At 52.0% G+C, this 13,477-nt stretch carries 11 protein-coding genes and 1 pseudogene; 4 read left to right on the top strand and 8 right to left on the bottom strand.

Annotated features, from left to right (window positions below; all coding sequences use genetic code 11):
* Positions 1 to 367 precede the first annotated feature (367 nt).
* Positions 368 to 1,759, top strand: coding sequence for a phosphoglycerate transporter PgtP (pgtP, locus tag ACLD3P_RS20190; protein WP_000955744.1), 1,392 nt, complete (start codon positions 368 to 370; stop codon positions 1,757 to 1,759).
* 274 nt (positions 1,760 to 2,033) lie between these two features.
* On the opposite strand, the gene ACLD3P_RS20185 is transcribed toward pgtP, so the two are convergent.
* A complete protein-coding gene (locus ACLD3P_RS20185) occupies positions 2,034 to 2,276 on the bottom strand; it encodes a YfdY family protein (protein WP_000639886.1) in 243 nt (80 codons plus the stop codon).
* 521 nt (positions 2,277 to 2,797) lie between these two features.
* Here ACLD3P_RS20185 and lpxP point away from each other — a divergent pair.
* The gene (gene lpxP, locus ACLD3P_RS20180; RefSeq protein ID WP_000484431.1) at positions 2,798 to 3,718 is read left to right on the top strand and encodes a kdo(2)-lipid IV(A) palmitoleoyltransferase; all 921 of its coding nucleotides are present in this window, start codon (positions 2,798 to 2,800) and stop codon (positions 3,716 to 3,718) included.
* Positions 3,719 to 4,120: 402 nt separating this feature from the next.
* A complete protein-coding gene (ypdK, locus tag ACLD3P_RS20175) occupies positions 4,121 to 4,192 on the top strand; it encodes a membrane protein YpdK (protein WP_010723117.1) in 72 nt (23 codons plus the stop codon).
* Between the two features lie 49 nt (positions 4,193 to 4,241).
* Here the strand turns inward: ypdK and alaC are convergent, their stop codons facing one another.
* Positions 4,242 to 5,480 carry an alanine transaminase gene (gene alaC, locus ACLD3P_RS20170; protein WP_000763118.1) on the bottom strand — a complete coding sequence of 413 codons (1,239 nt, stop codon included), beginning with the start codon at positions 5,478 to 5,480 and terminating at the stop codon, positions 4,242 to 4,244.
* 585 nt (positions 5,481 to 6,065) lie between these two features.
* On the opposite strand from alaC, the gene ACLD3P_RS20165 reads away from it, so the two are divergent.
* Complete coding sequence (locus tag ACLD3P_RS20165) at positions 6,066 to 6,920, top strand: AraC family transcriptional regulator (RefSeq protein WP_000750530.1); 855 nt, start codon at positions 6,066 to 6,068, stop codon at positions 6,918 to 6,920.
* A 7-nt stretch (positions 6,921 to 6,927) separates the two neighbouring features.
* Here the strand turns inward: ACLD3P_RS20165 and ACLD3P_RS20160 are convergent.
* The 6 genes and pseudogenes from ACLD3P_RS20160 to ACLD3P_RS20135 all read right to left on the bottom strand — a co-directional run.
* A pseudogene (locus tag ACLD3P_RS20160) lies at positions 6,928 to 7,008 on the bottom strand (hypothetical protein); the annotation flags it as partial.
* Positions 7,009 to 7,021: 13 nt separating this feature from the next.
* Positions 7,022 to 9,517, bottom strand: a complete 2,496-nt coding sequence (gene ptsP / locus ACLD3P_RS20155) for a phosphoenolpyruvate--protein phosphotransferase (RefSeq protein WP_001528500.1) — start codon at positions 9,515 to 9,517, stop codon at positions 7,022 to 7,024.
* 21 nt (positions 9,518 to 9,538) lie between these two features.
* On the bottom strand, positions 9,539 to 10,579 hold the full coding sequence (ypdE, locus tag ACLD3P_RS20150) for an aminopeptidase (protein WP_000365989.1): 1,041 nt from the start codon (positions 10,577 to 10,579) through the stop codon (positions 9,539 to 9,541).
* On the bottom strand, positions 10,579 to 11,661 hold the full coding sequence (gene ypdF / locus ACLD3P_RS20145) for an aminopeptidase (protein ID WP_411006593.1): 1,083 nt from the start codon (positions 11,659 to 11,661) through the stop codon (positions 10,579 to 10,581). Before ypdF ends, ypdE begins: the two co-directional genes overlap by 1 nt.
* A 16-nt stretch (positions 11,662 to 11,677) precedes the next feature.
* Positions 11,678 to 12,925 carry a PTS fructose transporter subunit IIC gene (locus tag ACLD3P_RS20140; protein ID WP_001528423.1) on the bottom strand — a complete coding sequence of 416 codons (1,248 nt, stop codon included), beginning with the start codon at positions 12,923 to 12,925 and terminating at the stop codon, positions 11,678 to 11,680.
* A gap of 20 nt (positions 12,926 to 12,945) precedes the next feature.
* A complete protein-coding gene (locus ACLD3P_RS20135) occupies positions 12,946 to 13,272 on the bottom strand; it encodes a PTS fructose transporter subunit IIB (RefSeq protein WP_000162759.1) in 327 nt (108 codons plus the stop codon).
* Positions 13,273 to 13,477: the final 205 nt, after the last annotated feature.

The raw sequence follows: 13,477 nt of genomic DNA, 5'->3' as shown, positions 1-13,477 counted from the left end.
TGATCCCGTTCATAAATATCGATATCACATAAAGAAAATATTGAGACAAAACTTACCCTTTTATTTCTGTTGGCATCCAGAACAACGTTATTTGAATAATAACGGGTCCGTCGCCCGAAAACATCAATAAAGCGTATCAGATCACTGGCAGCAAATTTGTTAATATCCGCACATGCTAACGATAAAACGGCCATGCCAATAATTAAAGTTTCACCACACCCTTCAGGATGGGTCAAAAATAACCTTTAAATTCACCCAATTGAGTCAATTTTGACACATTTCTTCGACTTGAATTTTATTGTCACGCCTTTCACTCTACCGACAAAACCTCCTGATGTTCATCTCACTATAAAATACAGGTGACTCCATGTTAACAATATTAAAAACAGGGCAATCGGCGCATAAAGTCCCACCGGAAAAAGTCCAGGCTACGTATGGTCGATATCGTATACAGGCATTGTTAAGCGTATTTCTGGGATATCTCGCTTACTATATAGTCAGAAACAACTTCACATTATCGACGCCTTATTTAAAAGAGCAATTGGATCTCAGCGCTACGCAAATCGGCCTGCTGAGTAGCTGTATGCTTATTGCTTACGGAATCAGTAAAGGCGTAATGAGCAGTCTGGCGGATAAAGCCAGCCCAAAAGTCTTCATGGCGTGCGGTCTGGTACTCTGCGCGATTGTTAACGTTGGGCTGGGATTCAGTAGCGCATTCTGGATATTTGCCGCTCTGGTGGTCTTCAATGGCCTTTTTCAGGGCATGGGCGTCGGCCCCTCGTTTATTACTATTGCAAACTGGTTCCCTCGTCGGGAACGCGGACGCGTAGGCGCCTTCTGGAATATCTCGCATAACGTTGGCGGCGGGATCGTCGCGCCTATCGTCGGTGCGGCTTTTGCGATATTGGGCAGCGAACACTGGCAAAGCGCCAGTTATATCGTTCCGGCCTGCGTCGCCGTCATTTTTGCCTTAATTGTTCTGGTATTGGGAAAAGGTTCGCCGCGCGAAGAAGGTCTTCCCTCCCTGGAACAGATGATGCCGGAAGAAAAAGTCATACTGAAAACGAAGAATACGGCAAAAGCGCCGGAAAATATGAGCGCATGGCAAATCTTCTGTACTTATGTGCTGCGCAATAAAAATGCCTGGTATATTTCGCTGGTAGATGTCTTCGTCTATATGGTGCGGTTTGGCATGATTAGCTGGTTGCCTATCTATCTGTTGACAGTAAAACACTTTTCAAAAGAACAGATGAGCGTCGCGTTTCTCTTTTTCGAGTGGGCGGCGATTCCCTCTACGCTACTGGCAGGCTGGCTGTCAGATAAACTGTTTAAGGGCCGCAGAATGCCGTTAGCCATGATTTGCATGGCGCTGATTTTTGTCTGTCTGATCGGATACTGGAAAAGTGAATCTTTGCTGATGGTAACGATTTTCGCCGCCATTGTAGGTTGTCTGATTTACGTCCCGCAATTCCTCGCGTCCGTACAGACAATGGAGATAGTCCCCAGCTTTGCCGTAGGTTCCGCCGTCGGATTACGTGGGTTCATGAGCTATATTTTCGGCGCCTCGTTGGGCACCAGCCTGTTTGGCGTCATGGTGGATAAACTGGGCTGGTACGGCGGATTTTATCTGCTGATGGGCGGCATCGTGTGCTGCATTCTATTCTGTTACCTCTCCCATCGCGGCGCGCTGGAACTGGAACGCCAGCGCCAGAATGCGTTACATAATCAGGACTCACTGCAGCTTGCGGACGCGCAATAAACGATTAGCCTTCCCGGGAAACAGAAGCGCCGACATTGTCGGCGCTATCTATTCGCTGACATCGTGTATACCCAAAATAATTCGAGTTGCTTAAAGGCGGCAAGGGAGTGAGTCCCAGGAGCATAGATAACGATATGACTGGGGTGAACAACAAATCTGCCGGGAGCAGATTTGAACGTCGCGTGCGACGGCCCGTCAGAGCGAGGCCCATCGATGGGCCGAGTAATCCGTAGCCAACACATAAGCCACTTGAAGTATGAAGGGTATGTACTGACTAACGCTTACCGTATCCCACCATAAAGCGAATAATTAACCCACATGCCGGTGCAAGAAAAAGCAATAATCCGCTAACGATGTCATCGCCATCCTGCAGCCATACATTGAGTAAATAAATCAGCGCGGCAAGGATAACCATTCCCGTAAAAGAAGAAACCGCAGAAAAAGCCCCCATCACCTGACCGATATAGCAACTCACGGCAAGTATACTTATTGCAAGAAATGTCCATAAATAGATCATCTATAATACCTCCTGTCTATGGCAAGGCTTCCATATAGCCTTACGGTCCCTCTCACTTCTCCTTTAAGATAAACCTTATCAGCACGTCATTTCCATAACATTTATCTCACATTTTATTTTTCTAATCATTTTTCAATAACCTTCGTCTGAAATAAAATTATCACTGTAAAAACAATGCATTAAAAATAATGATTAGCTTATTTTTGCTACGGGAGAAATATTTACGCTTCTTGATAAAGAATTTCTGGGCGCGAGTAAATAACTGGTGGTACATTAGCCTGCCTGGCGTTCATGCCCTCGTGGTTTAGTACTGACTTAGTTTTACACTCCTTACGGGAACCATTGTCGTACATGATGGCCTAACTATACGTAAATCATTCAAGTTACCCTGATGGGCTTACTCAAGTAAGTGCTTCGGATAAGCGAACGCAACTTGAAGGATGATGCGTATTTCAGAGTGTACCGCTGCGGATAATGACTCTTCTGCGATACATTATTTTCGTATCTACAGAAGGTATTTTATGTTTCCTCAAAGCAAATTTTCACGCGCGTTTTTGCACCCGCGCTACTGGCTGACGTGGTTTGGCGTTGGCGTCCTCTGGTTACTGGTGCAGCTTCCCTACCCGGTTTTACGTTTTCTGGGCACCCGCACCGGTAAGCTGGCGCGCCCCTTCCTGAAGCGACGTGAGTCGATCGCCCAGAAAAATATTGAACTCTGTTTTCCGACCCTCTCCCGGGAAGAAAGGGAAAAACTGATCGCCGAGAATTTCCACTCTCTTGGCATGGCGCTGCTTGAAACGGGCATGGCCTGGTTCTGGCCTGATAGCCGGGTTCGTAAATGGTTTGATGTGGACGGGCTGGACAACCTTACCCGTGCGCAGGCGCAAAATCGCGGCGTAATGGTCGTTGGCGTGCATTTTATGTCGCTGGAATTGGGAGGCCGGGTAATGGGTCTCTGCCAGCCGATGATGGCGACCTATCGTCCGCATAACAACCCGCTCATGGAGTGGGTGCAGACGCGCGGTCGTATGCGCTCAAATAAAGCGATGATCGGCAGAAACAATCTGCGCGGCATTGTGGGCGCGCTAAAAAAAGGGGAAGCCGTTTGGTTTGCTCCCGACCAGGACTACGGCCCTAAAGGTAGCTCCTTTGCGCCATTTTTCGCGGTTGAAAACGTCGCCACCACCAACGGCACCTATGTACTGTCCAGGCTGTCCGGCGCCGCCATGTTGACCGTTACAATGGTCAGGAAATCCGATAATTCGGGTTATCGTCTGTATATTACCCCTGAAATGGAAGGTTACCCGGCAGATGAAAATCAAGCCGCTGCCTATATGAATAAAATTATAGAGAAAGAGATCATGCGCGCCCCGGAGCAATATCTCTGGATCCATCGCCGTTTCAAGACTCGCCCGTTGGGGGAAGCGTCACTCTACATCTGAAAAAGGCCGCAAGGCCTTTTATTTTGTCATTTCGCATTGCCATAATATTCACATCGTAAATTACTCATTCCTGCTTTTAGCGATAAGTCTCCTGTTTACAGGCGTTTTTTTACTGTGTCGGCGGCGTCGCTCAATAGCGATTCATCACTGTCAGAAATTAAACTGTCGCCGATTCCCGACACTTGTAAGTTACTAAAAGTAAATAAGAAAATGCCTCTTGTTTCACCTCATTTTTAGGCGTACATTAGCGCCGTCTGGAGCGATGACGCGCAGAATTCTGAGGTGATGCAGGCGGTCGAAACACGAATAATTCTCAATTTCGTATTGTCCGGCATCAACTCTCTATAATCAGGTAAGTGTAAGTTCATTTAGGCGTACGACAGGTACGCGGAGAGATGAAACGTGAAATATTTCTTTATGGGCATTTCATTTATGGTCATCGTTTGGGCCGGTACTTTCGCCCTGATGATTTAAAAGTACAATGCAAAGAAAAACAGGAGCCATGGGGCTCCTGTTTGCTTTTCTACTCCGTGCTCGCCTCAACGGGTTTTGGATGTGACGGCAGCACGCCATCGGCGCGGAACATCGCTTTAATCCCTCTGACGGCCTGGCGAATGCGGTCGCGATTCTCTATTAATGCAAAGCGTACATGGGTGTCGCCATAATCACCAAAGCCTATCCCTGGAGAAACGCAAACCTTCGCCTCATTCAGCAGCTTCTTGGCAAACTCAAGCGACCCCATCGCCGCATATTGCTCCGGGATTTTCGCCCAGACGTACATTGAGGCTTTCGGCATTTCAACCATCCAGCCCGCCTCATGCAACCCCTTCACCAGCACATCGCGACGACGTTTATACTGCTCGGCAATATCGCGCACGCACTGCTGATCGCCTTCCAGAGCGGCGATAGCCGCCACCTGAAGCGGGGTAAAGGTGCCATAATCGTGATAACTTTTAATGCGCGCCAGCGCGCTGACCAGGGTTTTATTGCCCACCATAAACCCAATACGCCAGCCCGCCATATTATAGCTTTTCGACAGTGTGAAAAATTCGACCGCCACGTCGCGCGCGCCAGGCACCTGCATAATGGATGGCGCTTTCCAGCCGTCGTACACGATATCGGCATACGCCAGATCGTGCACCACCAGCACATCATAACGTTTAGCCAGAGCGACCACTTTTTCAAAAAATTCCAGTTCGACGCACTGGGCCGTAGGGTTAGACGGAAAACCCAAAATCATCATTTTCGGTTTCGGATAACTTTCGCGAATAGCGCGCTCCAGCTCGTTGAAGAAATCCACCCCCTCTACCAATGGAACCGAACGCACCTGCGCCCCGGCGATAACGGCGCCATAGATATGAATCGGGTAACTGGGGTTCGGCACCAGTACCGTATCACCATGATCCAGCGTCGCCAGCATTAAATGCGCCAGTCCCTCTTTGGAACCGATGGTCACAATCGCTTCGGTTTCCGGATCGATATCGACATCATAACGTTCCTGATACCAGTGAGAAATCGCGCGGCGTAAGCGCGGTATGCCGCGAGACGTGGAATAACCGTGCGTATCCGGACGCTGCGCGACGGTGCAAAGTTTTTCGACAATGTGGGGAGGGGTTGCGCCATCAGGATTACCCATACTGAAATCAATAATATCTTCGCCGCGCCGACGCGCAGCCATTTTGAGTTCAGCGGTGATGTTAAAAACATAGGGCGGAAGGCGATCGATACGCGTAAAGCGACGTTCAGGGCGGAAGTCAGCCATAATATCCTCAGATTAACGTTAGCGCCCGGACCGTCCGAGCGACGCTGCCACGATGGTGGCTCCTTTAGAAAATAGCCTGAAAATTTTCTTCCTGTCGAGAGGCTAATGAAAATATTTTTAGCGACAAAAAAGAGGAACAAGCGTAAAAACTTACTTTTTAAACGTGTCAGTTATAGCATCAAACAAATCATATTATTAACAAATTGATATCATTGAATTTACGTAACGTGGCGCAGCCGACGATAATTTCCTGTCAATAAACCTTATCTCAAATAATCCCCTTTTGGTTTTGTGGTTTTTCCTCTTTAACCAAAATCCTTACTAATGATAATGGTATTCAATCATGTCATATTGCGGTGTTTTTCAGGGACATTTCCCCGAAAATGAGGATCCTTTCCAGCAAGATGCCGCGATGAAACCGTAAATAAGGCAGCGAACCGGATACGTATAGTAAAATAAATCCCTGTTTTCGCCTGACTAACCGCCATGACGTGATGACTCAACGCGCTGGTGTTTGATCTTTCGCTCAGCAAGAGTAAAGTGAAATAATTCAGACAGTTGAAGCATTCATGCACAGGAAAGGCAATGAAAAAAACAGACTTACCGGCAGACCAACAATTTTTTGCCGATCTGTTTAGCGGCCTGGTGCTGAATCCACACCGATTAGGACGCGTATGGTTTGCCAGCCAACCACCCTCCCTGCCCTCCGGCAGCTTATGTATCGACCTCCCGCGGCTGGATATCGTCTTGCGCGGAGAATACGGTAATCAACTGGAAAGAACGCAGCGTCGGCTGACAGAAGGCGAAATGTTGTTTATCCCTGCCCGTGCGGCGAACCTGGCGGTTAGCGATAAACCGGTGATGCTGCTTAGTCTGGTATTCGCGCCCTCCTGGCTGGGTTTATTGTTTTACGAAAACCGTACAGCATCGCTTTTACGTCCGACGCGCCGTATCGAATTGCCACATTTGCAACGTGGCGAAGGCGAAGCAATGCTGACCGCGCTTACCCATTTAAGCCGTTCGCCTCAGGAACAAAATATTATCCAGCCGCTGGTGCTCAGCCTCCTGCATTTGTGCCGGAACGTGGTGAATACGCCCCCCGATATCTGCCGTCCACGCACTGAATTTCTCTATCACAGTATCTGTAACTGGGTACAGGATAACTACGCCCAGCCGTTAAACAGAGAAAGCGTTGCACAGTTCTTTAATATCACCGCCAACCACCTGTCCAGACTATTTACTCAGCATGGCACCATGAGTTTTGTGGAGTATGTTCGCTGGGTGCGAATGGCGAAAGCGCGTATTATGTTGCAGAAATACCACTTGCCGATTAACGAAGTCGCGCTGCGTTGCGGGTATCAGGATAGCGATTATTTTTGCCGTCTGTTCCGACGTCAGTTTGGCCTGACGCCAGGGGATTACAGCGCGCGGTTTCAGTAACAAACCGCTCGCCCGATGGCGGCGTAAACGCCTTATCTGGCCTACCATCACTCACGGACGTAGGCCTGATAAGCGCAGCGCCATCAGGCGGTTATCCCATGCTAAAACGTTAACTCCGCCTTCAGCAACGCCAAAATACTGTCGGCATCATTGGCGGCAAACAGCGACTGACGGAAGTTTTTATTTACCAGCTTACGGGCGAGCTGTGAAAAAACCTTCACATGATTTATCCCTTCATCCGCCCCAAGCGTCAGCATAATCACCAACTCTACGTCACCCATCTCCGACTGCCAGTCTACGGGTTGTGCGAGACGCGCAATACTGATCGACGAGTGGCGAATCCATTGCGATTTGGTATGGGGGATCGCCACGCCAAAACCAACGGCGGTGGTCACAATCTCCTCACGCTGCCAGACGTCCTCTTCCAGTTCGAACGGATGTTCGGTACGCCCGTTAACGCCAAGATTACCGCACAGAAACTGGATAACCTGTTCCTTATTACTGAGCGGCTCGCCGACAAAGATATTTTCCAGCGCTAACAGCGGTCGTACCTCTTTTTCTGGCGCGAACTGATTCAGCAGCGCTTCTATCTCCTGGGCGCTGCGACACTCGCAAGCCTGACTTGCCAGCGCCCGACACGCCTGACTATCCAGATGACGTAGCTGACTTTTTACCGCCGGAATACGTGGACTGCTCATACTTAGCTCATCCAGCCCCAGTCCCAAAAGTAGCGGTAAATAGCGGCTTTCTCCGCCCAGTTCGCCGCAAATGCCGACCCATTTACCTCGCTCATGGGCAGTGTGGATAATCTGCCGCAACATGCGTAAAAACGATGGCGTAATCGGGTTATACAGCGGCGAGACGCGCGGATTATTGCGATCGACCGCGTACAGATATTGCGTCATATCGTTCGAACCGATGCTAAAGAAATCCACCTCATCGCAGAAATGATCGATGATGTAACAGACCGACGGCACCTCAACCATAATTCCCAACGGAATATCCTGCGCGTGACGCAGCCTTTCCCCATGCAGCTCCGCAACCGCCTTTTTCAGCTCACTTTTTACCCATAAAATCTGATCAAGACTATGCACCATCGGAATCATCAACTGCGCATGACCGAAAACAGCAGCCCGCAAAATTGCGCGAAGCTGGGTGCGAAAAAGCCCGGCAAACTCAGGGTAGATACGCACCGCACGGTAGCCAAGAAAAGGGTTCTCTTCCTGCGGAATATTGAGATAGCGGATATGTTTATCGCCGCCAATATCCATGGTGCGGAAAATCACCGGCTTTTCGCCCGCCGCCAGCAAAACCTGTTGGTAGGCTTCAAACTGCTCCTGCTCATCCGGCGCGCTGTCGCGATCCATAAACAGCATTTCGGTACGAAACAGGCCAATGCCTTCCGCGCCGTTGGAGAACGCGCCAGGCGCCTCCAGCGCGGTGCCAATATTCGCCGCAATATCGATACGCTGGTTGTCCTGCGTACAGGCAAGCAATGCCGCATCGCGCGCCTGCCGTTGTTGTCGTTTATCCGCCAGCTTCTGCGCCACGGCATAATAGCCGCGCACCGAGGTATCCGGACTAATCGCCAGTACGCCGCACTGCGCGTCCAGCACCGCAGGCCGGGTAGCATAACGACCAATGGCCTCGGCAGAGAGCCCGCTAAGCACCGGGATCGCGGAAGCGCGCGCCAGAATCAAAGTATGTGACGTCCGCCCGGTCTTTTCGAGGATCATGCCGGACAGATACTGTAAATCGAGGCTTAAAAACTGGCTGGGCGTTAAGTCTTCCGCCACCAGAAGGGTGGGACGCGTTAGCACCAGCGCATTACGCGGCTGTTTTTCAGGCCAGGTAATGTGCAACAACTGCTCGGTGATATCGCGAATATCGCTCACCCGCTCGCGCAGATAATCACTTGCCGAGGCCGAAAGCTGGCGACAAACCTGTTCCATATTGGCAATAATCGCCGCTCCCAGCGCCAGATGGCGTTCAACCATTAAGCGACGAATGTTCCCCACAAACTCATCATCCTGAATCAGCGACAGATGAGCGCTTAAAATAGTTTTACTCTCGCCGTCACGCTCGCGAAGCTGTTGATTAAGCTGTTCCGCCAACGTCGCCAGGCTATTTTCAAGGCGGGTAAGATCTTCAGCGCTCGCGGGAATAGTACGGTAGCCCTCCAGATTATCGCTCTGCCACAGCGTCAGAATCCCCTCGCCCACGCCGCTTGCCAGCACATCGCCGTACAGCAAATCCGGATTCAGGCGAAGCAGCGATCGCGGCAGCGGATGCGCCGCCAGTTCGGCTGGCCCTGGCTGAACGCTATCGCTGTCGATAAAATGGTGCGCAAGCCAGGCCTCCAGCGATCGTTTAGCCTGTTCTTCATCACGCCCGCTAATATTCAGAACGCAGCTATCATTGAACAGCGTACTGGTGCCGATAAGCGCCAGCGAACTTTTCGCGTCCGCCCGCGTATTCTGACGATGATTAATAAAAGTAATATCACTTTGCCACTGGCTGCACTGTTCTTTCAGCTCCCACGCGGGACGCGCATGAATACCGTTAGGCAGCGGGCAGAGAAACTCTATCGTTAACATAACTACTCCTTTAGCGCGAAATCAGCACCTGAAATCCGTCAGGCGAGCCACAGTATCGCGCGTAAAACCGGTCATCAGCGCCGACAGCAACTGCTGTGTCTGCAGAATGTCGCGACAGTCGGCAATCGAGGCGGCACAATGTCCGTGGCGGGTTGCCGGACCAAGCACCACCGTCGGGATGCCCGTTCCGCTCAGATGCACCGCCCCGCCGTCCGTTCCGCCGTTGCTGAACATATCCAACTGTAGCGGTATTTCCGCTTGCGCTGCGATGCTCTCAACCCAGGCGGTTAGTTTTGGCGGCGCAATCAGCGACTTATCGCTCAGCACCAGCATCGGTCCCTGACCGATTTGCCGATGATTCGCCGCGCCATAATCAAAGTTTTTCGCCCAGCAGGCGGTATCCAGTACGATGGCTAAATCCGGCGCAACGGCGCGGGCCGCCGTTTGACCGCCGCGTAATCCCACCTCTTCGCTGGAACTGGCCGCCAGCCAGATTTCCGCCGGTAATTCCGCATCGTGCCATTCACGCAGCAACGCTATCAGCAGATAGCAACCGAGCCGATCATCAAAGGCTTTACCCATCACCCGCTGATGCGGCAACACCTGAAACGCGCTATCAAAAGTCACACGATCGCCGGGACGAATCCCCGCCTGTATCACCTCGTCATAAGAACGCGCGCCAATATCGACCCGCAGTCCGCTCACCTCGTTGCCGCTGCGCTCGCCATCAAGCAGGCCGGGAATTTTACATTCCTCCCGCGTGGTGATGCGGACCGGCTGGAGCTGACGCGCAGCCATTCGCACATTGCCCACCGGCAGCACATCAATCGCCCCCTCGCCGGAAATACTGCGCACCATAAATCCCACTTCATCCATGTGCGCGCAGATCATGACTTTCGGGCCATCCGAGGCATTAAGTCGGATCAATACCGATCCTAAGCCATCGAAGCGCACCTCTTTATGCAGGCGATCCGCTTCGTCGAGTAAGATCTGGCGAACCTCCTGTTCTGACGCGGCGATCGCATCCGCCTCGCACAGCGCTTTCAGTAGCGATAAATCCATCATGCGGCTCCTGTCAGTAATACGGTTTTCGGCATGGAATAGAGCACTTCCGCGCCTTCCGGCGTGACCAGTACAACATCTTCAATGCGTACCCCGCCCTGCTCCGGCAGATAAATGCCCGGCTCCACGGTCAGTAGCATTCCCGGTGCGAGTACTGTGTGGTCATCAGGCGAAAAGCGAGGATCTTCATGTACCTCAATGCCGATAGAATGGCCGGTGTTATGAGCGAAAAACTCGCCATATCCCGCCCGGTCGATAACGTCGCGCGCGGCGGCATCCACCGTCAGACAGCGCGCGCCCGAACGAATAGCCGCAATGGCGGCAAGCTGTGCCTCAAGGACAATGTGATAGACGGGAAACAGCGGATGCTCCTGCGGCGCGCCCGCGCCGGGCACCAGAAAAGTTCGGGTCATATCGGAGCAATATCCCTGATACAGCGCGCCGAAATCGAGAGTTATCCATTCCCCCGCCGCCACGATTTTATCGCTGGCTTTGCCGTGCGGCAGCGCGCCACGCCAGCCGCTGGCGACAATAGTATCGAAGGAGGCTTTCGCCGCGCCGCGCTGGCGCATAAACCACTCCAGTTCAGCGGCGATTTCCCGCTCGCTCTGGCCTGGCGCGATAAAGCGGCGAATGTGTTCCGCACCCGCATCAGCAATGCAACATGCTTCACGAATACGGTCTATTTCCGCCGCCGTTTTAACCTGCCGCAGCGCGTCAATGGAGACGCTGATCATGGTGGCCTGCAGTTCCGTCTGCCAGCGACGCGCCGTCTCCCAACTGACCTGCGCGCCTTCAAAGCCAACCGTTTGCAGATTTTCCGCAGCGATAATCTGATTCGCCAACGACGCCAGCGTCTGTTGCCCGCCGAGCAGATGTGTGCAATATCCGTTCGCGCGCGCTTTCACATCGGCGTAATAACGGGCATCAACCAAAATATGCGCATGTTGGCGGCTGATCAGGACAAATCCTGAGCTGCTGGAAATGCCCAGATGCGGCTGCTTGTTCGGGCGCGAGGAGATCAGTACCGCATCTAATTGGCGCTCGGTGAGCCATTGGCGAAGCGATGTCAGTCGCGTCATGTTATCAGTCCTTATTTCACAGACTTTCAATCAGTAATTTACCCCGGCGGTACATCATATGGCGCAAGAAGATCACCATCAGCGCCGTTATCACCGCGCCCAGTAAAATACCCGCGATATAGACGCCGAGATGGCTTACCAGCGGCCACGCCCAGATTGCCGACTCAGGGAACCATTGCACCGCGCCCAGCCAGACGGCGAACGTCGACCCCACGATGGCACCGACCATGTAAGACGGGATGGCGGTGATCGGGCTTTCCAGCGCAAAGGGAATCGCCCCTTCGCTGATCCCCATAAACGCCAGGAACATCGCCGTTTTACCCTGCGGATAAAGCTGCGCGTTGAACAGACGTTTACCGGTCAGACGACGGTCGAGCAGCGTCGCCAGCCCCAGACCAATCGGCGGGATGACAATCGCGATGGAACGCGCCGTCACTGGCAATACATGGTCAGTGGTAAAACTAAAGGCAACAAATCCTGCGGCTTTGTTAATGGGACCGCCGAGGTCGATGGCAGTCGCGGCGGCGATTCCCATCGCGTACATTAATGCCCCCTTTTCACCCGCCGCGGTGAGCAACGTGCGAATTCCGCCATTAATCCAGCCGCCAAAGGGCGTAATCACGTAGTACATCGCCAGCATCACAAAAATGGCGGAGAGAATCGGCAGTAAAAAGGTGGTCTTAAAGGCCAGCAGAAAGTCAGGCAACTGGATTTTTTGGTTCATCCACTTCACCAGATATCCCGCGACGATAGAAATAATCAGCGCGCCGATAAAGGTTGACGGGACTGGCGCGGTGGTCACCCAATGCAGGCTGGCCGGATCAAAATTCAGCACCTGCGTTGGCTGAGTGGACATCAAACCGCCGATAAAACCAGCCGGAAACGCCAGTTTGCCGCCGATGGAGTTCGCCACAAAGGCAGCGAACATCGGGATGGCGAAACCAAATAACACGCCGCCGAAAGATTGCGATAACCAGGCGAACTTCAACAAGGAGAGATTAAAACCAGCGAATTTTCCGCTGTTCAACGCGTCCATGATGCCGGTATCGGCGGGAATGTCCAGCCAGCTATAGGCAATCAACTGCGAGAAAGCGAGGATCACCCCGCCCATGATTAACGTCGGCACCATGCGTGAAATTCCGGACATCACATGCTGCGGTAGTTCGCCCCAGAAGCTATTACCAGAGGCCTGCGGTTTCTTGACTGCCGCTGCCGCGCCGGATGCGCCGGGTACAACAGTCGCACTGCGTTTTTTAATGGCCATATCTGTATCCCTGTCGAGAATTACGGTTGTTCGGCGGCAATCATCTCTTCAATTTCTTTGATAATGCCCGCAGCATTTTTAATGGCATCCTGAAGCGTGATCTCGTATACATCGCGTGATTCAAAACGCTCGTTATCCTCCGGCGTTACTGCTACGGAATGGATAATTAACGTCGCTTCGGCAATGTCCTGCGCCGTGAGACGGTTTTGAATACCATCAGCGCCCTGGGTTTCGATTTTGACTTCGTATCCTGCTTCTACCGCCGCCTCTTCCAGCGCCTGCGCCGCCATAAAGGTGTGAGCCAGGCCCATCGGACACGCACAAACGGCAATCAGTTTTTTAGTCATAACGTTTTCCTCGTAATAGTTAACGAGGGAAATTATGACGGTGAGAAGCCTACGCTTGTTACCAGATGAATAATGCTTTTACTGGACAAGTAATTCTGCTAAGCAGAAATGTGACGCGTGTCGGCATGGCCGGTAACAGGCGAATAAATATCCTCCGGCATAGCCGGAGGTTTTTCAGATGCGCCTGTAAGGCTCTCTTACCAGC

The organism is Salmonella sp. 741265073_HBA, from assembly GCF_046569105.1.
GTDB lineage: Bacteria > Pseudomonadota > Gammaproteobacteria > Enterobacterales > Enterobacteriaceae > Salmonella > Salmonella enterica.
Note: the sequence above shows the minus strand (reverse complement) of the source record. Positions and strands in the feature narration are given on the sequence as shown.

Excerpts from the sequence above, each read along its gene's own strand:
- pgtP (WP_000955744.1), top strand. The coding sequence starts at position 368 with ATGTTAACAATATTAAAAACAGGGCAATCGGCGCATAAAGTCCCACCG.
- ACLD3P_RS20185 (WP_000639886.1), bottom strand. The coding sequence starts at position 2,276 with ATGATCTATTTATGGACATTTCTTGCAATAAGTATACTTGCCGTGAGT.
- lpxP (WP_000484431.1), top strand. The coding sequence starts at position 2,798 with ATGTTTCCTCAAAGCAAATTTTCACGCGCGTTTTTGCACCCGCGCTAC.
- alaC (WP_000763118.1), bottom strand. The coding sequence starts at position 5,480 with ATGGCTGACTTCCGCCCTGAACGTCGCTTTACGCGTATCGATCGCCTT.
- ACLD3P_RS20165 (WP_000750530.1), top strand. The coding sequence starts at position 6,066 with ATGAAAAAAACAGACTTACCGGCAGACCAACAATTTTTTGCCGATCTG.
- ptsP (WP_001528500.1), bottom strand. The coding sequence starts at position 9,517 with ATGTTAACGATAGAGTTTCTCTGCCCGCTGCCTAACGGTATTCATGCG.
- ypdE (WP_000365989.1), bottom strand. The coding sequence starts at position 10,579 with ATGGATTTATCGCTACTGAAAGCGCTGTGCGAGGCGGATGCGATCGCC.
- ypdF (WP_411006593.1), bottom strand. The coding sequence starts at position 11,661 with ATGACGCGACTGACATCGCTTCGCCAATGGCTCACCGAGCGCCAATTA.
- ACLD3P_RS20140 (WP_001528423.1), bottom strand. The coding sequence starts at position 12,925 with ATGGCCATTAAAAAACGCAGTGCGACTGTTGTACCCGGCGCATCCGGC.
- ACLD3P_RS20135 (WP_000162759.1), bottom strand. The coding sequence starts at position 13,272 with ATGACTAAAAAACTGATTGCCGTTTGTGCGTGTCCGATGGGCCTGGCT.